Consider the following 21169-nt stretch of genomic DNA (forward strand, 5'->3'; position numbering starts at 1 on the left):
CCACACAGCGATGGGTCACCGGCTCGCCCCGGAACCCGCACTCAGCCGTCCTCCCTCACCCGCTTCAAAACCGCCACACACTCCACATGATGCGTCATCGGGAACAGGTCGAACGCCCGCAGCACCGCCGGCCGGTACCCCTCCTCCGCGAAGTACCCCAAGTCCCGCGCCAACGCAGCCGGGTCGCACGCCACATACGCAATCCGCCGCGCCCCCAGCGACGCCAGGTGCCGCACCGTCTGCTTCCCGGCCCCCGCCCGCGGCGGGTCCAGCACAACAACGTCCGCCTTGTCGATCCCCGTCCGCGGCAGCACCGACTCCACCTTGCCGTGCTCGATCCGCACCCGGTCCAGGTCGCGCAGGTTGTGCCGCGCGTCCTCCACCGCCCGCTTGCTGGACTCGATGCCCAGCACCGCGCCCTTCTCCCCCACGCGCTCGCCCAGCGCCCCCGCGAACAAACCCACACCGCAGTACAGGTCGAGAGCCATGTCGCCCTTGCGCGGCATCAGGCCCTGCATCACGGCCTGCACCAGCGTGTCCGCCGCCTTCGGGTGGACCTGCCAGAAGCCGCCTTCCGACACGCGCCAGGTGCGGTCGGCCGCGCGTTCGCGGACGAAGGGGCGGCCGTGGACGCGGTGGATCTGCTGGTCCTTCTCGCCCACGCGCAGGACCGAGACCGGCTTGTCCAGTTCCACGATCGGCAGGCGGCCGCCCGGCTTCGGGGTGAGGACCACCTGGCGGTCGGTCGAGCCGGTCGACGCGATCGCCTCGACCGAGGCGATCTGCGGCCACTCCCGCTTCTCCACACCCAGCTCCGTGACCTCGGGCGCCGCGATCAGGCAGCGGTCGATCACCTGGACCTCGTGCGAGCGGTGCTTGCGCAGGCCCGCGTGGCCCTCCGCGTCGATCGCGTACTGCACGCGCGTGCGCCACGCCGGGACCTGGCCCGCCGGGAGCTTGTCGCCCTCCGCCGGCACGACCGTGCCGTCCCAGCCGGCCTCCTCGGGGGTCAGGCCCGCCAGCCGCTTCAGCTGCTCGGCGACGACCTCGCCCTTGAAGCGGCGCTGCGCGCCCGGCTTGGCGTGCTGCCAGTCGCAGCCGCCGCACTTGCCGGGGCCGGAGAAGGGGCAGGGGGCTTCGACCCGGTCCTTGGACGGTTCGAGGATCTCCACCGCGTCCGCCCGCAGGAAGCGCGACGTCTCCTCGCCCTCCGTCACCCGGGCCACCACCCGCTCCCCCGGCAGCGTGTGCCGCACGAACAGGACGCGGCCCGACTCCGTACGGGCGACGCAGTGGCCGCCGTGCGCCACCGGGCCCACCTCGACCTCGTACTCCGTGCCGACCAGCGATGCGTTGGGGTCTTGCTGCATGGTGGTCAGCTCCAGAAGACGAGAAAAGGTGCGGCGGGATCCGCCTGGACAACAGCCGTCCAGTCTACGTCCCGCCGCACCTCGTCAGCTAATTCACCTGCTGATTCGGCAGCGTCGCTACTTCTTCGCCGCCTTCTCCCTCTTCGGCGGCGTCACCGGCCCCCGCCGCACCGCACCCGGCGCGCTCCACTCCGCCCGCTTGCGGGCCCGCTTGCGGGCCGCCTCCGACGAGTCGAGCTGCCACGGTACCGACGTCACCATCACGCCCGGCGTGAACAGCAGCCGGCCCTTCAGGCGCAGTGCGCTCTGGTTGTGCAGCAGATGCTCGTACCAGTGGCCGACCACGTACTCCGGGATGTAGACGCTGACCGCGTCGCGCGGGCTCTCCTTGCGCAGGCTCTTGACGTAGTCGATGACCGGGCGGGTCACCTCGCGGTAGGGCGAGTCGAGGATCTTCAGCTGGACGTCGATGCCGCGCCGCTCCCACTCCTCCTGGAGGAGCTTGGTGTCGGCCGGGTCGACGTTGACGCTCAGCGCCTCCAGCGTGCCGGACGAGCGCATCAGCTTGGCGTACGACAGGGCGCGCAGCGTGGGCTTGTGGATCTTCGAGACGAGGACGATGGAGTGGACGCGCGAGGGGCGCACCGTCTCGTCGCCGACGCCCTCCTCCTCGGCGGCGATCTCCTCGGACACGCGGTCGTAGTGGCGCCGGATGGCGGTCATGATCGCGTACCAGCCGACCATGCCGATGACGGCGACGTAGGCGCCGTGCGTGAACTTGGTGAGCAGCACGACGACGAGGACGAGCGCGGAGAAGACCATGCCGAAGGCGTTGATCGCCCGGGCACGGTGCATCCGGCGGCGGGCGGCGGGGTCGGTCTCCGCGGCCAGGTGGCGGTTCCAGTGCTTGACCATGCCGCCCTGGCTGAAGGTGAACGACACGAAGACGCCCACGATGTACAGCTGGATCAGCTTGGTGGAGTCCGCGCCGAAGGCGTAGACGAGCGCGCCGGCCAGCAGGGCGAGCAGCACGATGCCGTTGGAGAACGCGAGCCGGTCGCCGCGGGTGTGCAGCTGGCGCGGCAGGTAGCGGTCCTGGGCGAGGATCGAGCCGAGCACCGGGAAGCCGTTGTAGGCGGTGTTGGCGGCCAGGAACAGCACCAGGGCGGTGGCCGCGGCCAGGAAGACGAACGCGAACGAGCCGTTGCCGAAGACCGCCTCCGCGACCTGGGCGATCACGGGGTTCTGGGTGTAGCCGTCGCCCACGGGCTTGCCGTTGACCAGCAGGTCGGTCGCCGGGTTCTCGGCCATGCGGACCTTGGTGGTCATGGCCAGGATCATGATGCCGACGAACATGACGGTGGCCAGGACGCCCATCAGGGACAGCGTCGCGGCGGCGTTCTTGCTCTTGGGCTTGCGGAAGGCGGGGACGCCGTTGCTGATCGCCTCGACGCCGGTGAGCGCGGCACAGCCGGAGGAGAAGGCGCGCAGCAGCAGGAAGATCAGGGCGATGCCCGCCAGGCCGGCGTGCTCCGCCTTGATCTGGTAGTCGGCCGTCGGGGCGCGCATGACGTCGCCCATGACCAGGCCGCGGAAGCCGCCCCAGAACACCATGACGATCACGCCGCCCACGAAGGCGTAGGTGGGGATCGCGAAGAGCGTTCCGGACTCCTTCACGCCGCGCAGGTTCATCACCATCAGCAGCGCGATGACCGCCAGCGAGAACAGCACCTTGTGCTGGACGGCGAAGGGCATGGCCGAGCCGAGGTTCTCGACGCCGGAGGCGACGGAGACGGCGACGGTCAGGACGTAGTCGACCAGCAGGGCGCTGGCCACGGAGAGGCCGGCCTTCTGGCCGAGGTTGGTAGTGGCCACCTCGTAGGCACCGCCGCCGCCCGGGTAGGCGTGCACGGTCTGCCGGTAGGAGGCGACGACCGTGACCATCAGGGCGACGATGGCGAGGGTGATCCACGGACTGTAGTGGTAGGCCGACGCACCCGCCACGGACAGGACGAGCAGCACTTCGCCCGGCGCGTACGCCACGGAGGAGAGGGGGTCGGAGGCGAAGACGGGGAGCGCGATACGTTTCGGCAGGAGTGTTTCTCCCAGCCTGTCGCTGCGCAGCGCCCGGCCGATGAGGATCCGTTTCGGCAGGTCGGTCAGTTTGGACACGCAGAGGATCGTAAGCGTTCGAAATGGCGTGCGCCCACCCGCCACCCGCCGGGACCGGAAGCGAGCATTCCGCGCGCCTCCGGTCCGGCGGGTAAAGGGGTCGTCAAATACCGAGGTCAGTCACGAGTTCGTTCACCCGCGCAGCCGAACCGGCAGCGTCCGGTGGCCGTTCGAGATGAAGGAGTCCACCGGCACCAGCTCCGCCGGCTCCGCCGCGAGGGTCAGGTCCGGGAAGCGCTCGAAGAGGGCGGGCAGGGCGACAGCCGCCTCCAGCCGGGCGAGCGGTGCGCCGAGGCAGAAGTGGACGCCGTGGCCGAAGGAGAGGTGCTCCTTGCCGGGCCGGGTGATGTCGAAGCGGTCGCCGTCGTCGCCGTACAGATCGGGGTCGCGCCCGGCCCCCGCGTAACCGGCGACGATCGCGTCGCCCTTGCGGAGGGTCACACCGTTCTCCAGCTCGATGTCCTCCACGGCGTAGCGCAGCGGAAGGTTGGCGACGGGCGCCTGGCAGCGCAGGGTCTCCTCGACCACGTCGTCCCAGCCGGCCCTGCCCTCGCGGACGAGGGCGAGCTGTTCCGGGTGGGTGAGCAGCGCGTGGATGGCGTTGTCGAGGAGGTTGACGGTGGTCTCGTGCCCGGCGCCGATCATCAGCAGCAGGGTGTCGACGAGCTCCTGCTCGCTCAGCCGGCTGCCGTCCTCCTCGTCGCGCGCGGAGATCAGGACGCTGGTCATGTCGTCCCCGGGGGTCACGCGCTTGGCGGCGACGATCGAGCCGAGCAGCTCGTAGATCCGGGCGTAGGTGGCCGTGACCTCCGCCGGGTCGGCGGAGGTGTGGAAGATCGAGTCGACGCAGTGCCGCAGGCCCTCCCTGGTCGCCTCGTCGTCGACGCCGAAGAGCTCGCAGATCACCTGGATGGGGATCGGGTACGCGTACTCCTCGCGCAGGTCGACGATCTCGCCGTGCGGACGGGCGGCGAGACCGTCGAGGAGGTCGGCGGTCATCCGCTCGATGCGGGGGCGCAGTGCGGCCGTACGGCGTGCGGTGAAGGCGGTGGCGACGAGGCTGCGCAGGCGCCGGTGCTCACGCCCGTAGGCGGTGAACATGTTCTGCACGGCCACCCAGGTGTAGAGCGGCCACTCCGGGGAGACCTCCCCGTTGATCCACGCGGGCCAGTGCTGCCGCGGGTCCTTGGAGACGCGCGGGTCGGTGAGCAGCTGCTTGATCAGGGGCTGGGACGTTACTGCCCACGCCACCACGCCGCCAGGGAGCTCCACAGGGGTCGCCGGGCCGTGGGCGCGGATGCGGGCTGCCTCTCCGTGAATGTCGCGACCCGAGGGATCGATGGCGACGGATGCGACGGGGCAGTTGTGGCGTTCCATCGGCTGTCTCCAGAGGTCTCTGCTGCTGCGGACGGATCGGACTGCGGTTCGGCGGTGTAGCCGGGCTGTACGTGCTGCGGTGCGGGTGCCGGTACGGGGACCGGCACCGGGGGGAAGCGCACGGGCAGGGCGGTGAGGGCCCGGTGGAAGGGGCCGGGGCGCCACACGAGCCGGTCGACGGGGACGGCCAGTTCCAGGTCCGGCAGCCGGTCCAGGAGGCGTTCGACGGCGACGGCCGCGATCAGCCGTGCGGACTCCTTGGCGGGGCAGTGGTGCGGGCCGGCGCTCCAGGCGAGGTGGGCGCGGTTGCCCGAGCGGTGCTCGGAGTGCAGGGCCGGGTCGGTGTTGGCGGCGGCGAAGCTCACCACGACGGGCTCGCCCGCCCGCAGCCGCGTTCCCCCGAAGTCCAGGTCGTCGACGGGATAGTGGACGGCGTAGTTGGCCATCGGCGGGTCGAGCCAGAGGACCTCGTCCAGGGCGTCCTCGACGGGCATGCTGCCGCCGCGGAGGTCGCCCGCGAAGCGGTCGTCGGCCAGCAGCAGCCGCAGCGCGTTGGCGATGAGGTTCTGCTGGGGCTCGGTGCCGGCGCCGATGAGGACGACGAGCTGGTGGATCATCTCCTCGTCGGTGAGCTCGGCGTGATGCGCCATCAGCCAGGACGTCATGTCGGCGCCGGGCTGCTCCCGCTTGTGGGCGATGAGCTCGACGAGGCTGCCGGTGATGAGCGCGTCGGCCCGCTCGGCGTCGACGCCGTCGAAAATGCCGGAGAAACCTTTCACCAGCCGGTCGCCGAGCTCGGGCGGGCAGCCGAAGAGCTGCTGGAAGACCAGCAGCGGCAGCATCTTGGCGTACGAGCGGAGCAGGTCGGCCTTGCCGTCGGCGGTGAACCGGTCGATGAGGCTGTCGGCGCTGCGCTCGACGTACCCGCGCAGGGCGTTGGGGTCGATCCGGCCGAGGCTGTCGCTGACGGCCTCGCGGTAGCGGCGGTGCGCGTCCCCGTCGGAGAAGAGGCAGTTGGGCCGGTAGGCCATCATCGGCACGACGGGATTGTCCGGCGCCACGCGCCCGTCCGCCAGGGCGCGCCAGCGGCGGGCGTCCTTGGCGAACCGCTCGGGGCTGCGCAGCACCTCGAGCGCGGCCCGGTAGTCGGTGACGAGGCTGGCGTGCGCCCCGGGCGCCAGCTCCACCGGGGCGACGGGGCCGTACGTGCGCAGCCGCCGGTAGACGGCCTGCGGGTCGGCGGCGAAGTCCGGCCCGTACAGCGGGGTGACGGGCGGGCCCGGTCGGTCCCCCTGGTGCGCGGGGCAGCCGGGCGGCGGACGGTGGGTCACACGTGCTCCTGGACGGTGCGGTTCTGCAGGTATTCCACGAGGGTGATCAGCGCGTGCGTGGAGGAGATCCGGTCCCGGGCGTCACAGGTGATCAGCGGGGTCTCCGGGAGCAGGTCGAGGGCCTCGCGGATCTCCTCCTCCGGGTGCGCCGGGGCGCCGTCGAAGTGGTTGACGGCCACGGCGTACGGCAGACCCTGCTCCTCCAGCAGGCCCATGACGTCGAAGGACTGCTCCAGGCGCCGGGTGTCGGCGAGGACGAGCGCGCCCAGCGCCCCCTGGGTCATGTCCTGCCAGAGCCGGGTGAAGCGCTGCTGGCCGGGGGCGCCGAAGAGATAGAGGACCAGGCTGTCGCTGAGGGTGAGCCGGCCGAAGTCCATGGCGACCGTGGTGGTGGTCTTGCCGTCGATGCCGGCCAGGTCGTCGACGAGCGCGCCGGCCTGCGTCATCGTCTCCTCGGTGCGCAGCGGCCGGATCTCCGACAGCGAGCCCACGAAGGTGGTCTTGCCCACCGCGAAGTGCCCGACGACGAGGATCTTCACGGCGGTCTGCACGGTCCGTCGCAGATAGAGGTCTCCGTCAGAGGCGAGCACGGAGTCCATCGAGCACCTCCTGCAAGATCTGGGCCTCGGGCAGCTGCGCCGAGGGAATGGGAGCCCTGGTGGACAGGTGGCCGCTGTCGACGAGATCGCCGAGCAGCACCTTGGTGACGCTGACGGGCAGCATCAGGTGGCCGGCGATCTCGGCGACCGACAGCGCGCCGCCGAGGCAGAGTTCCATGAGCCTGCGCTTCTCCGGGCTGAGGCCGCCGAGCGGCCGGTCCTCGTGCGCCATGACCAGGGTGACCAGGTCGAAGGTGTTGCGGGTCGGGTGGGAGCGCCCGTCGGTGACGACGTACGGGCGCACCAGCCCCCTCTCGTGCCTCGGCGCGGGAGGGGTCATGCCCGGTTGCCCTGCCAGCTGTCCAGCCGCGGCGGGCTGACGAGTTCCTTGCCGAGCCGGTCGACCGTCTTCTGCATGCGGTAGGTGACGGCCTCCATGTCGACGTTCTCGCCCGCGGAGACGGCGAGGTACGCGCCGGGGCCGGCGGCGATGAGGAAGACGTAGCCGTGGGCGAACTCCACCAGCGTCTGCTGCCAGGCGCTCTCCCGGTGCTCCGGGTGGGTGCAGAAGTCGCTGGTGGAACGGCTGATGGACTGCAGCCCGGAGAGGGCGGCGGCCTGGCGCTCGGCCTCGTCCCGGCCGATGCCCTGGGAGTGGGCGCGCAGCATGCCGTCGGCGGAGAGCAGGATCGCGTGGCGCGCTTCCGGCATCTTGACGACCTCGTCGAGCATCCAGCCCAGCTCTTTGTTCATGTGGTCGTTCACGCGTAGGGGTTCCCTTCGTCTTCTCCGGGGGCCCGGTCGGGGTGCCGGGTGGGGCCTTCGTACCGGTCGATTCCTTGGTGCCGGGCGGCGCGGCCGTTGCGGGTGCCGCGGGCGAAGGCGCCCATGCGCCGGGCGGTCTCCTCCGCGGTGCGCTCCTGGGGGGCCTCGGCGGGCAGGGGCACCGAGCCCGTGCGCCCGTGGTCGGCCGGGGGCTGCCGGCGGCGGCGCTTGGGCAGTCCGCCCGCGGTGGACCCGGTGACCGGCGGCGGGGCGTCCGGCGCGGGCGGCACGGGGTCGGGGTGGGTGCGCTCCACCGGGCGCGGGTGCGGACGGCCGCCCGGGCGCGCGCCCCTGGCGGCCTGCCGGTTGGGCGGGGCCAGCGGCGTGGTGTCCGGCCCGTCGACCTCCAGCTGGGTCAGCAGGGCGCTGGGCAGGAAGACGACGGTCCGTACGCCGCCGTACGGCGAGCGGGTGTCGACGGAGACGCTGAAGCCGTAGCGGGCGGCGAGCACGCCGATGACCGGGAAGCCGAACTGGGGCGGGTCGCCGAGCCGGGAGACGTCCACGGTGCGGCGTCCGGAGAGGAAGGCGACGGCCTGCTGGACCTCCTGGCCGTCCATGCCGACGCCCGCGTCGTCGATGACGATGCAGGCGCCGTTGTGCACCGGCTGGAGGCTGACCTCGACGGTGGTGTTCGGCTGGGAGTGCCGGGCGGCGTTGTCGAGGAGCTCGGCGACGGCGAGCACCACGGGCTCCACGGCCCGGCTGACGACGGCGATGTCCGCCTGGCTGTGCACGCGGACGCGCCGGTAGTCGCGGATGCGCGAGGTCGCGCCGCGGACGACGTCGGTGAGCGGCGAGGCGACGCGCTGCCGGCCGGGCCAGGAGCCGCACAGCACGGCGATGGCCTGGGCGCGGCGGCCGAACTGGGAGTTGGCGTGGTCGATCTCCAGCAGGTCGCGCAGCACGTCGGGGTTGTCGTGCCGGTCCTGCATGTCGGAGATGGCCAGCTGCTGCTCGTGGGCCAGGCCCTGGAGGGCGCGCATGGACGCCTTGAGCGCGGCCTTGGCGGACTGGTCCGCTCGGGACTGCGCCTTGTCCACGGCCCGGGTGAACAGCTCCATCACGGACTGCATGCCCTGAGCGAACACGGTGCCGGCGAGACGTTCGTCGAGCAGCCCGGGCAGCGGCACGGACTGGTCCGCGGAATCCGCGACGGCGGGCAGCCGGACCCGGACGAGGTGACCGATCTCCTCGTCACGCGCCCGGATGCCGTCCTCCAGCTGGTCGGCTCGCCTGCGCACACCGGTGGTGATCGTCCGCTGGCGCATCAGGAGCACGACCGCAACGGTCAGCGCGATGGCCAGACACCAGATCACCACCTCCGGTATGTGATGTGACATCAATTCCTCTTGGACTACGGGGGCATTGAGGGCGCCGGGACAGGGGAAGGACCTGACGTCCCGTCCAGAAGCGGAATACGCGGATCATCCTAACCACGCGGGTGACCGTGTGTCCGATCTTCGTCACGAAAGACGAACACGCTTCCGCTTTCGGCGTGTCCGGCACGGACTGCACGGAAAGGGAAGTCCAATTCCGGACTTCTGCAGCCGTGTTGACGGTTCCGGTCCGGACCATTACCCCTCGTGAGCCCCCGACCGGCCCCCGGCGGCTGCACGACCGGGGTGGCCGGTCCTCGACGATCGGCTCCGGCCGCGGGCCCGGCGGGGCCCGGAGTCGGACGAGATCATTTCACCGGGTGATGAAATGGTCCCCGCGCCCGGTCGGCCGTCCTGGCCTCCGGTCGGCGCGGCACAACGGATACGGTGGTGTCGTGCACCGATTCGGATGATGCTCCGATGGGTGTGCCGCAAACCGGAGCAAGGAAGTGTGAGCAGGGTGTTGGTGCAGGTCAGCGCGGTATTCCGGAATACGGGGGCATCGACGTGCACGTGGTGATCATGGGGTGCGGGCGGGTCGGCTCGGCCCTCGCGCAGACCCTCGAGCAGCAGGGCCACACCGTCGCCGTGATCGACCAGGACCCGACGGCCTTCCGTCGCCTGGGCTCCGGCTTCGGCGGGCGGCGGGTGACCGGGGTCGGTTTCGACCAGGACACCCTCCGCGAGGCGGGCATCGAGGAGGCGGGCGCCTTCGCCGCGGTCAGCAGCGGCGACAACTCCAACATCATCGCGGCCCGGGTGGCCCGCGAGATGTTCGGCGTCGAGAACGTGGCGGCGCGCATCTACGACCCGCGCCGTGCCGAGGTCTACCAGCGCCTGGGCATCCCGACCGTGGCCACCGTGCGGTGGACGGCCGACCAGATGCTGCGGCGGCTGCTGCCCTCCGGGGCCGAGCCGCTGTGGCGCGACCCGAGCGGCGGCGTCCAGCTCGCCGAGGTGCCCGTCTCGGAGGCCTGGGTCGGCCACAAGGTGAGCCTGATCCAGGAGGAGACCGGCGTGCGGGTCGCGTTCCTCACCCGGCTGGGAGAGGCGATGCTGCCGTCGTCCTCGACGGTGCTGCAGGAAGGCGATCTGGTGCACGTGATGATGCGCACCGACGATGTGGAGAAGGTCGAAGCGGCCTTCGCCCAGGGGCCTGAGGAGGCGCACCGATGAGGGTCGCTATTGCCGGTGCCGGTGCCGTGGGCCGCTCCATCGCGGGCGAGCTGCTGGAGAACGGGCACGAGGTCCTGCTGATCGACAAGGCGCCGTCCGCCATCTCCGTGGAGCGGGTGCCGCTCGCCGAGTGGCTGCTGGCCGACGCCTGCGAGATCACCTCGCTCGACGAGGCCGCGCTGCAGCGCTGCAACGTGGTCATCGCGGCGACCGGTGACGACAAGGTCAACCTCGTGGTCTCGCTGCTCGCGAAGACCGAGTACGGGGTGCCGCGGGTCGTGGCCCGCGTGAACAACCCCAAGAACGAGTGGCTGTTCAACGAGGCCTGGGGCGTGGACGTCGCCGTCTCCACCCCGCGCCTGATGTCCGCGCTGGTCGAGGAGGCCGTGAGCGTCGGCGACCTGGTGCGGCTGCTGCGCTTCAGCCAGGGCGACGCCAACCTCGTCGAGCTCACCCTCCCGCCGGAGGCGGCCCTGGCCGGCACCCGGGTCGGGGACGTGGACTGGCCCGAGGACACCTCGCTGGTCACCATCATCCGCGGCAACCGCGTGCTCACTCCGAACAAGGAGGACGCGCTGGAGGCCGGCGACGAGCTCCTCTTCGTCGCCGCCCCGGCGCGGGAGGAGCAGCTGGAGGACCTGCTGTCGGTGCGTCGCGAGGACGCCTGAGCGCTCCGCTGGGGGTGCCGGTGCTTCGGCTGCGGGCCCGTTGTGGCTGGTCGCGCAGTTCCCCGCGCCCCTGCGGGGCGCGGACAGCCGAAGGGCCCGGGAACCGTTTCGGTTCCCGGGCCCTTCGGCTTTCGGCTGTTCGCTAGGCCTGCGCCTTCTCGCGTTCCGCGGCCTCGGCCGCTTCCATCTCGGCGAAGACGTCGATCGGCGCGGGGGCCTTGGCCAGGAAGATCCAGGTCAGGTAGACCGACAGCAGCATCGGCGGGATGCCCAGGGCCACCTTCACCCAGCCCAGCTGGGTGGCGTCGCCCCACCAGTACAGGGGGAACAGGATCGCCGACTTGGCGAGCAGGATCAGCCCCCAGGCCCAGCTGGCCTTGGTGTAGGCCAGCTTGCGGCCGGGGTTACGGGTGCGCCAGGAGAGGTTCTCCTTGAACAGCGGGCCCAGGATCACGCCGAGCAGCGGGAAGCCCGCGAGCGAGCTGACGATGTACGCCACCGCCAGACCGAGGGTGTAGAGCATGCCCGGCAGGTAGAAGTTCTTGGCGTCGCCGGACATCATCGCGAAGACGGCACCGAAGGCCACCCCGAAGACGCCGCTGAAGGCGTGCTTGAGGGTGTCCCGGGACACCAGCCGGGCCACGCCCAGCACCACGGACAGGCCCAGCGCGGCGATCGCCGCGAGGTGGATGTCCCGCTTGACCGTGTAGAAGGCGACGAAGACGAGGCCGGGGACGGTGGTCTCCACCATGCCGCGCACCCCGCCGAAGGCCTCGAACAGAGCGGCCTCGGTGGCTGCTCTCGCATCGCCGCCGGGGCCCTGCTCCTGCTGGTCCACCGGCTTGTCGAGAGACGTCAACAGCTACTCCTGTCCGACGGGTCGGAGTTCGTATCGGGGGTTGAACAGCACCCGGCGGCCGCGGCTCATGGAGATCCGGCCGGAGGCGATCAGCTTGCGGCCGGGCTCTATGCCGGCGATGGACCGTCGTCCCAGCCAGACCACGTCCAGCGGGGCCGAGCCGTCGAACAGCTCGGCCTCCAGCGCGGGGACGCCGGCGCGGGGGCGCAGCGTGACGGTGCGCAGCGTGCCGGTGACCTTGACGATCTGACGGTCGTCACAGTCACAGATCCGGGTGCAGCCCACGGCCTCCGTGTCCTGCTGCAGCTCGGCGTGGTGCAGCTCCTCCTGCGAGCTGGACAGCCTGTCGAGCATCCGGCGGAAACGGCCGGTCGGCTTGTCGGAACGTGGTGCGGCGCTCATGAACCCAGCGTACCGGGGCGAGCCGTGCCCGATCCCCTCCCGTGACCACCTGCGTCACACCTCGAACCGGTACCCCATCCCCGGCTCCGTAATGCCGCAATTCCCGGGAGGCAACCCCCGGACCCCCGGCCGGACGCCCCCCGGGGCGCTCACACCTCGAACCGGTACCCCATCCCCGGCTCCGTGATGCCGCAATTCCCGGGGGGCACCCCCCGGCCCCCCGGCCGGACGCCCCCGGGGCGCTCACACCTCGAACCGGTACCCCATCCCCGGCTCCGTGATGCCGCAATTCCCGGGAGGCAACCCCCGGACCCCCGGCCGGACGCCCCCGGGGCGCTCACACCTCGAACCGGTACCCCATCCCCGGCTCCGTGATGCCGCAATTCCCGGGGGGCAACCCCCGGCCCCCCGGCCGGACGCCCCCGGGGCGCTCACACCTCGAACCGGTACCCCATCCCCGGCTCCGTGATGAAGTGCTTCGGGTGCGAAGGATCCCGCTCCAGCTTGCGGCGGAGCTGGGCCATGTAGACGCGGAGGTAGTTGGTCTCGGTGCCGTAGGACGGGCCCCAGACCTCCTGGAGGAGCTGCTTCTGGCTGACGAGACGGCCCGTATTGCGGACCAGGACCTCCAGCAGGTGCCACTCGGTCGGGGTCAGCCGGACGTCTCTCCCGTCGCGGTTGACCTTCTTCGCGGCGAGGTCGACCGTGAAGACCTCCGTCTCGACGATCGCGTCGTCGCCCGTGGCCGACGGCCCCGTCGGCTCGGCGCGCCGCACGGCGGCCCGCAGCCGGGCCAGCAGCTCGTCCATGCCGAACGGCTTGGTGACGTAGTCGTCGGCGCCGGCGTCCAGCGCCTCGACCTTCTCGTCGGAGGTCTGGCGGGCGGAGAGGACCAGGATGGGCACCCGGGTCCAGCCGCGCAGGCCCTTGATCACCTCCACGCCGTCCATGTCGGGCAGACCGAGGTCGAGGATGACCACGTCGGGGTGGCGGGCGGCGGCGAGCTGGAGTGCGGTGGCGCCGTCGGGCGCGGCGTCGACCTCGTACTTCCGCGCCTTGAGGTTGATGACGAGAGCGCGGACGATCTGCGGCTCGTCATCCACCACGAGCACCCGGTTCATGCTGAACCACCTCTGCTGTTCATGCGGCCCATCCGCTGGGCGCGCGGTCTCGGTCTGTCGGTCTGTGCGTGCTGTGCTGTGCGGGCGGCGGTGCGCCGGCGGGTCATGTCGTGACCTGCGCCGGCAGGTCGGCGCGCACGGGCGCCAGGCCGGCTGCGGCCCGCAGGGTGAGGACCATGGTCATGCCGCCGCCGGGGGTGTCCTCGGCGGTGAGCGTGCCGCCCATGGCCTCCGCGAAGCCGCGGGCGACGGCCAGGCCCAGGCCGACCCCGGCGCCGCGCGGCGCGTCGCCGTAGCGCTGGAAGGGCTCGAAGATCCGGTTCTTGGCGCTGTCCGGCACGCCGGGGCCGGTGTCGGCCACCCGGACCTCCACCCGGTCGCCCAGGGCGCTGGCGGAGACCATGACGGGCACGCCGTCGGGACTGTACTTCACGGCGTTCTCGACGATGTTGGCGACGCTGCGCTCCAGCAGGCCGGGGTCGACGGCGACCATCGGCAGCGTCTCGGGGATGTCGAGCGCGACGCTGCCCTCGGGAACGCCGCCCAGGGCCATCGGGACGACCTCGTCGAGGTCGATCTCCCGGATCAGCGGGGTGACCGTGCCGGTCTGCAGGCGGGACATGTCGAGCAGGTTGCCGACGAGGTGGTCGAGCCGGTCGGCGCCGTCCTCGATGCCGGCCAGCAGCTCGGCCTCGTCCTCCTCGGACCAGGCGACGTCGTCGGAGCGCAGGGAGGTCACCGCGGCCTTGATGCCGGCGAGCGGGGTGCGCAGGTCGTGGCTGACGGCGGCGAGCAGGGCGGTGCGGATGCGGTTGCCCTCGTCCAGCTCGCGGGCCCGCTCCGCCTCGCCGACCAGCCGCTGCCGGTCCAGGACGACGGCGGCCTGGGCGGCGAAGGCGGCCAGCACGCGGCGGTCCTCGGCGGGCAGGACGCGGCCGGAGAGCACGAGGGCCATGTTGTCGCCGACGGGCATGTCGACGTCGCCGTCCTCGGGGCGCAGCAGCGGCCTGCCGGAGTTGGTCACCTCGCTCGCCGCGCAGGTCCACGGGTCCACCTCGCTGGCCCGCTCCAGCAGGGCCACGGAGTCCATGGCGAAGGTCTCCCGGACCCGTTCCAGCAGGGCCTCCAGGCTGGTCTCGCCGCGCAGGACGCTGCCGGCCAGGAAGGAGAGGATCTCCGACTCGGCGCGCAGCCGGGCCGCCTGGTGGGTGCGGCGGGCGGCGAGGTCCACCACGGAGGCCACGGACACCGCGACGAACACGAAGATCACGATCGCGACGATGTTCTTCGGGTCCGTGATCGTCCACTCGTGCAGCGGCTCGACGAAGTAGTAGTTGAGCAGCAGCGAGCCGACGGCCGCCGAGGCGAGGGCCGGGAACAGGCCGCCGAGCAGCGCCGCCCCGACCGTCAGGCACAGGAACAGCAGCATGTCGTTGGCGAGGCCGACCTCGGGCACGACGGTCGTCAGCAGCATGCTGAGCGCGACGGGCGCGACCACGCCGACCAGCCAGCCCGCCACGATCCGCCCGCGCCCCAGCCGGGCGCCGCGGGCCACGGGCAGGCCCCGGCCCTTGGCGACCTCGTCGTGGGTGACGATGTGGACGTCCAGGTCGGGCCCGGAGTCGCGGGCGACGGTGGCGCCGACGCCGGGGCCGAAGATGTACTGCCAGGTCTTGCGGCGGCTGGAGCCCAGCACGATCTGGGTGGCGTTGACCCCGCGGGCGAACTCCAGCAGCGAGGCGGGCACGTCGTCGCCTATGACGTGGTGGAAGGTGCCGCCGAGGTCCTCGACCAGGGTGCGCTGGACGGCCAGCTCCTTGGGCGAGGCCGAGGTCAGGCCGTCGCTGCGGGCGATGTAGACGGCGAGGATCTCGCTGCCGGAGCCCTTGGCGGCCATGCGGGCGGCGCGGCGGATGAGGGTGCGGCCCTCGGGCCCGCCGGTGAGGCCGACGACGATGCGCTCGCGCGCGTGCCAGATGGTCGAGACGCTGTGGTCGGTGCGGTACTGGCGCAGGTATTCGTCGACGCGGTCGGCGGTCCACAGCAGGGCCAGTTCGCGCAGCGCGGTGAGGTTGCCGGGCCGGAAGTAGTTGGAGAGGGCGGCGTCGACCTTGTCGGGCTTGTAGATGTTGCCGTGCGCCATGCGGCGGCGCAGGGCCTGCGGCGACATGTCGACGAGCTCGATCTGGTCGGCGCGGCGCACGACCTCGTCGGGCACGGTCTCGCGCTGCCGCACGCCCGTTATCGACTCGACGACGTCGCCCAGCGATTCCAGGTGCTGGATGTTGACGGTCGAGACGACGTCGATGCCGGCCTTGAGGATCTCCTCGACGTCCTGCCAGCGCTTGGTGTTGCGCGAGCCGGGCACGTTGGTGTGGGCCAGTTCGTCGACGAGGACGACCTTGGGGCGGCGCGCGAGGACGGCGTCGACGTCCATCTCCGTGAAGGTGGAGTCGCGGTAGACGATCTCGCGGCGCGGCACCTCCTCCAGGCCGTGCAGCATGACCTCCGTGCGCGGCCGGTTGTGGTGCTCGACGAAGCCCACGACGGCGTCGGTGCCGCGCTCCACGCGGCGGTGTGCCTCGGAGAGCATGGCGTAGGTCTTGCCGACGCCCGGTGCCGCACCGAGATAGATCCGGAGATTGCCGCGTCCCATGGCCCCATTGTCTTTCACGATGCGCAGCCGTGTTCGGGGCGGTTTTCCGCCGCGAGGTGCAGCACTGCCGCGCACGTCGACCTTACGGCCAAGGTTCGGGACATATCGGGCGGGAGCCGGTCGCGGGCCGGGTATTGACGCAGTTCTGACGCCGTCCGCCGTGTCCTTCTGCGAAGATGCCCCGATGCACCGGGCATCCACCGCTCACACGTCCGCATTCACGCCTGCCGGGCTGGAGAAGATCCGGGCCCTGCTCGACCTCGCCTTCGAGGGCGACTTCACCGCCGAGGACTGGGACCACACCGTCTGCGGCATCCACGCCACCGTCCACAAGGGCGGCAGGCTGCTCGCCCACGGTTCGCTGGTGCAGCGCCGGCTGCTGCACGGCGGGCGGTCGCTGCGCACGGGCTACGTGGAGGCCGTGGCCGTCCACCCGGACCACCGGCGGCAGGGCCTGGCGAGCGCCGTGATGGAGGCGCTGGAGCGGGTGCTGCACTCCGGCGGGTACCACCTCGGCGCGCTCGGCGCCGCGGAGGAGGCCGTCCCGCTCTACAGGGGCCGCGGCTGGCAGCAGTGGCGGGGACGCACCGCCGTGCTCACCCCGGACGGCGTCGTGCGCACGCCGGAGGAGGAGGGCCACATCTACGTCCTGCCCATGCGCTCGGCGCTGGACCTCGACGGGGAGCTGGTGTGCGACTGGCGTCCGGGGGACGTCTGGTGAAACGCGCAGTTCCCCGCGCCCGTAAGGGGCGCGGGGAACTGCGCGATCAACCACATCCGGCCGTCAGTTCTTCACAAGCTCCCGCAGCGCGACATTGAGCTTGAGGACGTTCACCCGCGGCTCACCCATGAAGCCCAGCTGGCGTCCGTCGACGTGGTCCTCGACCAGCTGACGCACCTTGGCCGCCGGCAGGTGGTTGGTCTTGGCCACGCGGTCGGCCTGCAGCCGCGCGTACGCCGGGGAGATGTCGGGGTCGACACCCGAGCCGGAGGCGGTCACGGCGTCCGTGGGGACGTCCTTCGGCGCGACGCCGTTGAAGGCGGCGATGTCCGCGCGGCGCTGCTGGATGCTCGTCAGCAGGACCTTGCTGTCGGCGGCGAGGTTGGAGGCCCCGGAGACCAGCAGCTTGTACTGCGTGTTCTCGGTGTTGGGCCCGGCGGCCGACGGCCGCGGCTGGAAGTACTGCGGGTCGGGCAGCGGGTTGCCGTCCTTGTCCTTCTTGTCCAGCGAGAAGCTCTGGCCCAGGAGCTCGGAGCCGACCGACTTGCCGTCGACCTTGATCTCGGAGCCGTTGGCCTTGTCGTGGAACGCGGCCTGGGCGATGCCGGTGACGACCAGCGGGTAGATCACACCGCAGACGACGGTGAGCACCAGCAGGGCCCGGAGCCCCGCCATCAGCAGCCGTGCCGTGCTGCGTACGGAGTTGTTCATGACGTCACCCGATGCCAGGGATGAGGGAGATGAGCAGGTCGATGATCTTGATGCCGATGAACGGGGAGATCAGGCCGCCCAGTCCGTAGATCAAGAGGTTGCGCCGGAGCATCGCGTCCGCGCTCATCGGCCGGTAGCGCACGCCCTTGAGGGCGAGCGGCACCAGGGCCACGATGATCAGCGCGTTGAAGATGACGGCCGACAGGATCGCGGACTGCGGCGAGTGCAGGCTCATGATGTTGAGCTTGTCCAGGCCGGGGTAGGCGACCGCGAACATCGCGGGGATGATCGCGAAGTACTTCGCGACGTCGTTGGCGATGGAGAAGGTGGTCAGCGCACCGCGGGTGATCAGCAGCTGTTTGCCGATCTCGACGATCTCGATGAGCTTGGTGGGGTTGGAGTCCAGGTCCACCATGTTCCCGGCCTCCTTGGCGGCCGAGGTGCCGGTGTTCATGGCCACGCCCACGTCGGCCTGGGCCAGCGCCGGGGCGTCGTTGGTGCCGTCGCCCGTCATCGCGACCAGCTTGCCGCCGGCCTGCTCGCGCTTGATGAGGGCCATCTTGTCCTCGGGCGTCGCCTCGGCCAGGAAGTCGTCGACCCCCGCCTCCTCCGCGATCGCCTTGGCCGTCAGCGGGTTGTCACCCGTGATCATGACGGTCTTGATGCCCATGGCGCGCAGCTCGTCGAACCGCTCGCGCATGCCCTCCTTGACGACGTCCTTGAGGTGGATCACGCCCAGGACGCGCGCGCCCTTCTCGTCCTCCAGCGCCACGAGCAGCGGCGTGCCGCCCGCCTGGGAGATCTCGTCGGTGAGCGTGCGGGCGTCCTCGGCGACGCTGCCGCCGCGCTCCTCGACCCAGGCGATGACCGAACCGGTCGCGCCCTTGCGGACCTTGCGCCCGTCGACGTCCACACCCGACATGCGGGTCTGGGCGGTGAACGGGATCCACTCGGCGCCCACCAGCTCGCCCTCGTGGCGCTCGCGCAGGCCGTACTTCTCCTTGGCGAGGACGACGATCGAGCGGCCCTCGGGCGTCTCGTCGGCGAGCGACGAGAGCTGTGCGGCGTCGGCCACCTCGGCGGCCATCGTGCCCTTGACCGGGACGAACTCGGAGGCGCGGCGGTTGCCGTAGGTGATGGTGCCGGTCTTGTCGAGCAGCAGCGTGGAGACGTCGCCGGCGGCCTCGACCGCGCGGCCGGACATGGCCAGGACGTTGCGCTGCACCAGGCGGTCCATGCCCGCGATGCCGATCGCGGAGAGCAGGGCGCCGATGGTGGTCGGGATGAGGCAGACCAGCAGGGCCGCGAGCACGATCATCGTCTGCTCGGCCTTCGCGTAGATCGCGAAGGGCTGCAGCGTGACGACCGCCAGCAGGAAGACGATCGTGAGCGAGGCCAGCAGGATGTTGAGGGCGATCTCGTTCGGCGTCTTCTGCCGGGCCGCGCCCTCGACCAGGTTGATCATCCGGTCGATGAAGGTCTCGCCCGGCTTCGTCGTGATCTTGATGACGATGCGGTCGGACAGCACCTTCGTACCGCCGGTGACGGCCGAACGGTCGCCGCCGGACTCGCGGATGACCGGCGCGGACTCACCGGTGATCGCCGACTCGTCGACCGACGCGACGCCTTCGACGACGTCGCCGTCACCGGGGATGATGTCGCCCGCCTCGCAGACGACCAGGTCGCCCACGCGCAGCTCGGTGCCCGCCACCGACTCCTCGGCGTCGCCGTTCAGGCGGCGCGCGACCGTGTCCGTCTTGGCCTTGCGCAGGGTGTCGGCCTGGGCCTTGCCGCGGCCCTCGGCGACGGCCTCCGCGAGGTTGGCGAAGACGACCGTCAGCCACAGCCAGACCGTGATGGCCCAGCCGAACCAGTCGCCCGGGTTCTTCAGCGCCAGCACGGTGGTCATCACCGAGCCGATCTCGACCACGAACATCACCGGGGACTTGACCATCACCCGGGGGTCGAGCTTGCGGAAGGCGTCGGGCAGCGACTTGATCAGCTGCGCGGGGTCGAAGAGGCCGCCGGAGACCCGGCCGGCTCCTGCGGAACCGTGCTCCTGGTCGTTCTCGGGGTCCCCGGACGTGGGTCGGACAGGGGTGGTGGTGCTCATGAAAGTCCCTCCGCCATCGGGCCAAGGGCCAGGGCCGGGAAGTAGGTCAAGCCGGTGATGATGATGATCGCGCCGACGAGCAGACCGGCGAAGAGCGGCTTCTCCGTGCGCAGGGTGCCGGCGGTCTCGGGGACGGGCTTCTGCTCGGCGAGCGAGCCGGCCAGTGCCAGCACGAAGACCATCGGGAGGAAGCGGCCGAGCAGCATGGCCAGACCGGTCGTGGTGTTGTACCACTCCGTGTTGGCGTTCAGGCCGCCGAAGGCCGAGCCGTTGTTGTTGGCGGCGGAGGTGTAGGCGTAGAGGACCTCGGAGAAGCCGTGGGCCCCGCTGCCGTTCGCGGAGTTGGCCGCGGTGTTGAGGATCGAGTTCGGCGGGGTGTGCATCACCATCGACACGGCGGTGAAGCCGAGGACCAGGGTCGGGGTGATGAGGATGTAGCACGCGGCGAGCTTGATCTCGCGGGTGCCGATCTTCTTGCCGAGGTACTCGGGCGTACGGCCGACCATCAGGCCCGCGATGAAGACCGCGATGACCGCCATGACGAGCATGCCGTAGATGCCGGAGCCGACGCCGCCGGGCGCGATCTCGCCGAGCATCATGCCCAGCATCGCGATGCCGCCGCCGAAGCCGGTGAACGAGGAGTGGAAGCCGTCCACCGCACCCGTCGAGGTCAGCGTGGTGGCGGTGGCGAAGATCGAGGTGCCCCCGATGCCGAAGCGCTGCTCCTTGCCCTCCAGCGCTCCGCCGGCCGCCTGGAGCGCCGCACCGTGGTGGGCGAACTCGGTCCACAGCATCAGCGCGGTGAAGCCGAGCCAGATCACGCCCATGGCCGCGAGGATCGCGTAGCCCTGCTTGACGTTGCCGACCAGCTTGCCGAACGTGCGGGTGAGCGCGAACGGGATGACGAGGATCAGGAAGATCTCGAAGAGGTTGGTGAAGGCGTTCGGGTTCTCGAACGGGTGGGCGGAGTTGGCGTTGAAGTAGCCGCCGCCGTTGGTGCCGAGCTCCTTGATGACCTCCTGCGAGGCCACGGCGCCGCCGTTGACCTGCTGGGTGCCACCGGCCAGCTGGCCGATCTCGTGGATGCCCGAGAAGTTCTGGATGGAGCCGCAGGCGACCAGGATCAGTGCACCGATCACCGAGATCGGGATCAGGATGCGGATCGTGCCGCGCACCAGGTCGGCCCAGAAGTTGCCCAGCTCGCCGGTGCGGGACCGGGCGAAGCCCCGGACCAGGGCGACGGCGACGGCCATGCCCACGGCGGCGGAGACGAAGTTCTGCACCGCGAGGCCGAGCGTCTGGACCGCGTGGCCCATGGACTGCTCGCCCGAGTACGACTGCCAGTTGGTGTTGGCGACGAACGACGCGGCGGTGTTGAAGGCCTGGTCCGGGCTGATGGCGTGGAAGCCGAGCGACAGCGAGTGCGGCAGCACGCCCTGGGCCCGCTGGAGCAGGTAGAGGAACAGCAGGCTCATCGCGGAGAAGGCGAGGACGCCGCGCAGATAGGCCGGCCAGCGCATTTCCGCACTCGGGTCGGCACCGATGAGGCGGTAGAGCAGCTTTTCGCCGCGCAGGTGCTTGTCGGAGGTGTAGACGGCGGCCATGTAGTCGCCGAGCGGACGGTAGACCAGCACGAGCGCCGCTATGAGCGCGATCAGCTGGAGGACGCCGGAGAGGACGGGGCTCATA

18 protein-coding genes are annotated in these 21169 nt (G+C 71.1%); 3 read left to right on the top strand and 15 right to left on the bottom strand.

All coding sequences use genetic code 11. From position 1 onward, the window contains the following. Positions 1-41: 41 nt before the first annotated feature. The 8 genes from ACMATS_RS10345 to ACMATS_RS10380 form a co-directional block, all read right to left on the bottom strand. Positions 42-1370 carry a class I SAM-dependent RNA methyltransferase gene (locus tag ACMATS_RS10345; protein WP_414167766.1) on the bottom strand — a complete coding sequence of 443 codons (1329 nt, stop codon included), beginning with the start codon at positions 1368-1370 and terminating at the stop codon, positions 42-44. 117 nt (positions 1371-1487) lie between these two features. Next, the gene (locus tag ACMATS_RS10350; RefSeq protein ID WP_414167767.1) at positions 1488-3542 is read right to left on the bottom strand and encodes an APC family permease; all 2055 of its coding nucleotides are present in this window, start codon (positions 3540-3542) and stop codon (positions 1488-1490) included. Positions 3543-3674: 132 nt separating this feature from the next. Further along, positions 3675-4796 (bottom strand): cytochrome P450 family protein, encoded by a 1122-nt coding sequence (locus ACMATS_RS10355; protein WP_414167768.1) that lies wholly within the window; start codon positions 4794-4796, stop codon positions 3675-3677. Further along, positions 4778-6250 (bottom strand): cytochrome P450, encoded by a 1473-nt coding sequence (locus ACMATS_RS10360; protein ID WP_414167769.1) that lies wholly within the window; start codon positions 6248-6250, stop codon positions 4778-4780. Before ACMATS_RS10360 ends, ACMATS_RS10355 begins: the two co-directional genes overlap by 19 nt. After that, positions 6247-6849: a GTP-binding protein gene (locus tag ACMATS_RS10365; RefSeq protein ID WP_390778351.1), complete on the bottom strand. Its 603-nt coding sequence runs from the start codon at positions 6847-6849 to the stop codon at positions 6247-6249. Before ACMATS_RS10365 ends, ACMATS_RS10360 begins: the two co-directional genes overlap by 4 nt. Next, positions 6827-7189 carry a DUF742 domain-containing protein gene (locus ACMATS_RS10370; RefSeq protein WP_171086990.1) on the bottom strand — a complete coding sequence of 121 codons (363 nt, stop codon included), beginning with the start codon at positions 7187-7189 and terminating at the stop codon, positions 6827-6829. Before ACMATS_RS10370 ends, ACMATS_RS10365 begins: the two co-directional genes overlap by 23 nt. Continuing rightward, positions 7186-7602 carry a roadblock/LC7 domain-containing protein gene (locus tag ACMATS_RS10375; RefSeq protein WP_390778459.1) on the bottom strand — a complete coding sequence of 139 codons (417 nt, stop codon included), beginning with the start codon at positions 7600-7602 and terminating at the stop codon, positions 7186-7188. The genes ACMATS_RS10370 and ACMATS_RS10375 overlap by 4 nt, the downstream gene beginning before the upstream one ends. An 8-nt stretch (positions 7603-7610) precedes the next feature. Then, positions 7611-9017, bottom strand: a complete 1407-nt coding sequence (locus ACMATS_RS10380; RefSeq protein WP_414167770.1) for an ATP-binding protein — start codon at positions 9015-9017, stop codon at positions 7611-7613. A gap of 543 nt (positions 9018-9560) precedes the next feature. On the opposite strand from ACMATS_RS10380, the gene ACMATS_RS10385 reads away from it, so the two are divergent. Then, positions 9561-10229 carry a potassium channel family protein gene (locus ACMATS_RS10385; protein ID WP_390778353.1) on the top strand — a complete coding sequence of 223 codons (669 nt, stop codon included), beginning with the start codon at positions 9561-9563 and terminating at the stop codon, positions 10227-10229. Further along, positions 10226-10897 (top strand): potassium channel family protein, encoded by a 672-nt coding sequence (locus ACMATS_RS10390; RefSeq protein WP_390778354.1) that lies wholly within the window; start codon positions 10226-10228, stop codon positions 10895-10897. The genes ACMATS_RS10385 and ACMATS_RS10390 overlap by 4 nt, the downstream gene beginning before the upstream one ends. A gap of 142 nt (positions 10898-11039) precedes the next feature. Here ACMATS_RS10390 and ACMATS_RS10395 read toward each other — a convergent pair whose 3' ends face one another. The 4 genes from ACMATS_RS10395 to ACMATS_RS10410 form a co-directional block, all read right to left on the bottom strand. Further along, positions 11040-11756, bottom strand: a complete 717-nt coding sequence (locus tag ACMATS_RS10395) for a DUF3159 domain-containing protein (protein WP_390778355.1) — start codon at positions 11754-11756, stop codon at positions 11040-11042. A 3-nt stretch (positions 11757-11759) separates the two neighbouring features. Beyond that, the gene (locus ACMATS_RS10400; RefSeq protein WP_336412729.1) at positions 11760-12158 is read right to left on the bottom strand and encodes an OB-fold nucleic acid binding domain-containing protein; all 399 of its coding nucleotides are present in this window, start codon (positions 12156-12158) and stop codon (positions 11760-11762) included. A gap of 431 nt (positions 12159-12589) precedes the next feature. After that, positions 12590-13279 carry a response regulator gene (locus ACMATS_RS10405; RefSeq protein WP_171086978.1) on the bottom strand — a complete coding sequence of 230 codons (690 nt, stop codon included), beginning with the start codon at positions 13277-13279 and terminating at the stop codon, positions 12590-12592. A 103-nt stretch (positions 13280-13382) separates the two neighbouring features. Continuing rightward, on the bottom strand, positions 13383-15935 hold the full coding sequence (locus ACMATS_RS10410; RefSeq protein WP_414167771.1) for an ATP-binding protein: 2553 nt from the start codon (positions 15933-15935) through the stop codon (positions 13383-13385). Positions 15936-16119: 184 nt separating this feature from the next. On the opposite strand from ACMATS_RS10410, the gene ACMATS_RS10415 reads away from it, so the two are divergent. Next, positions 16120-16656 carry a GNAT family N-acetyltransferase gene (locus ACMATS_RS10415; protein ID WP_390778357.1) on the top strand — a complete coding sequence of 179 codons (537 nt, stop codon included), beginning with the start codon at positions 16120-16122 and terminating at the stop codon, positions 16654-16656. Positions 16657-16719: 63 nt separating this feature from the next. Here the strand turns inward: ACMATS_RS10415 and kdpC are convergent, their stop codons facing one another. From kdpC to kdpA, 3 genes are read right to left on the bottom strand one after another with little or no spacing between them, the layout of a single operon-like run. Continuing rightward, positions 16720-17367, bottom strand: coding sequence for a potassium-transporting ATPase subunit KdpC (kdpC, locus tag ACMATS_RS10420; RefSeq protein WP_414167772.1), 648 nt, complete (start codon positions 17365-17367; stop codon positions 16720-16722). A 4-nt stretch (positions 17368-17371) separates the two neighbouring features. Beyond that, a complete protein-coding gene (gene kdpB, locus ACMATS_RS10425) occupies positions 17372-19480 on the bottom strand; it encodes a potassium-transporting ATPase subunit KdpB (protein ID WP_390778359.1) in 2109 nt (702 codons plus the stop codon). Then, positions 19477-21168 (bottom strand): potassium-transporting ATPase subunit KdpA, encoded by a 1692-nt coding sequence (gene kdpA, locus ACMATS_RS10430; RefSeq protein WP_414167773.1) that lies wholly within the window; start codon positions 21166-21168, stop codon positions 19477-19479. Before kdpA ends, kdpB begins: the two co-directional genes overlap by 4 nt. Between the last annotated feature and the right edge of the window lies 1 nt (position 21169).

The organism is Streptoverticillium reticulum (assembly GCF_047456005.1).
Lineage (GTDB): Bacteria > Actinomycetota > Actinomycetes > Streptomycetales > Streptomycetaceae > Streptomyces > Streptomyces reticulum.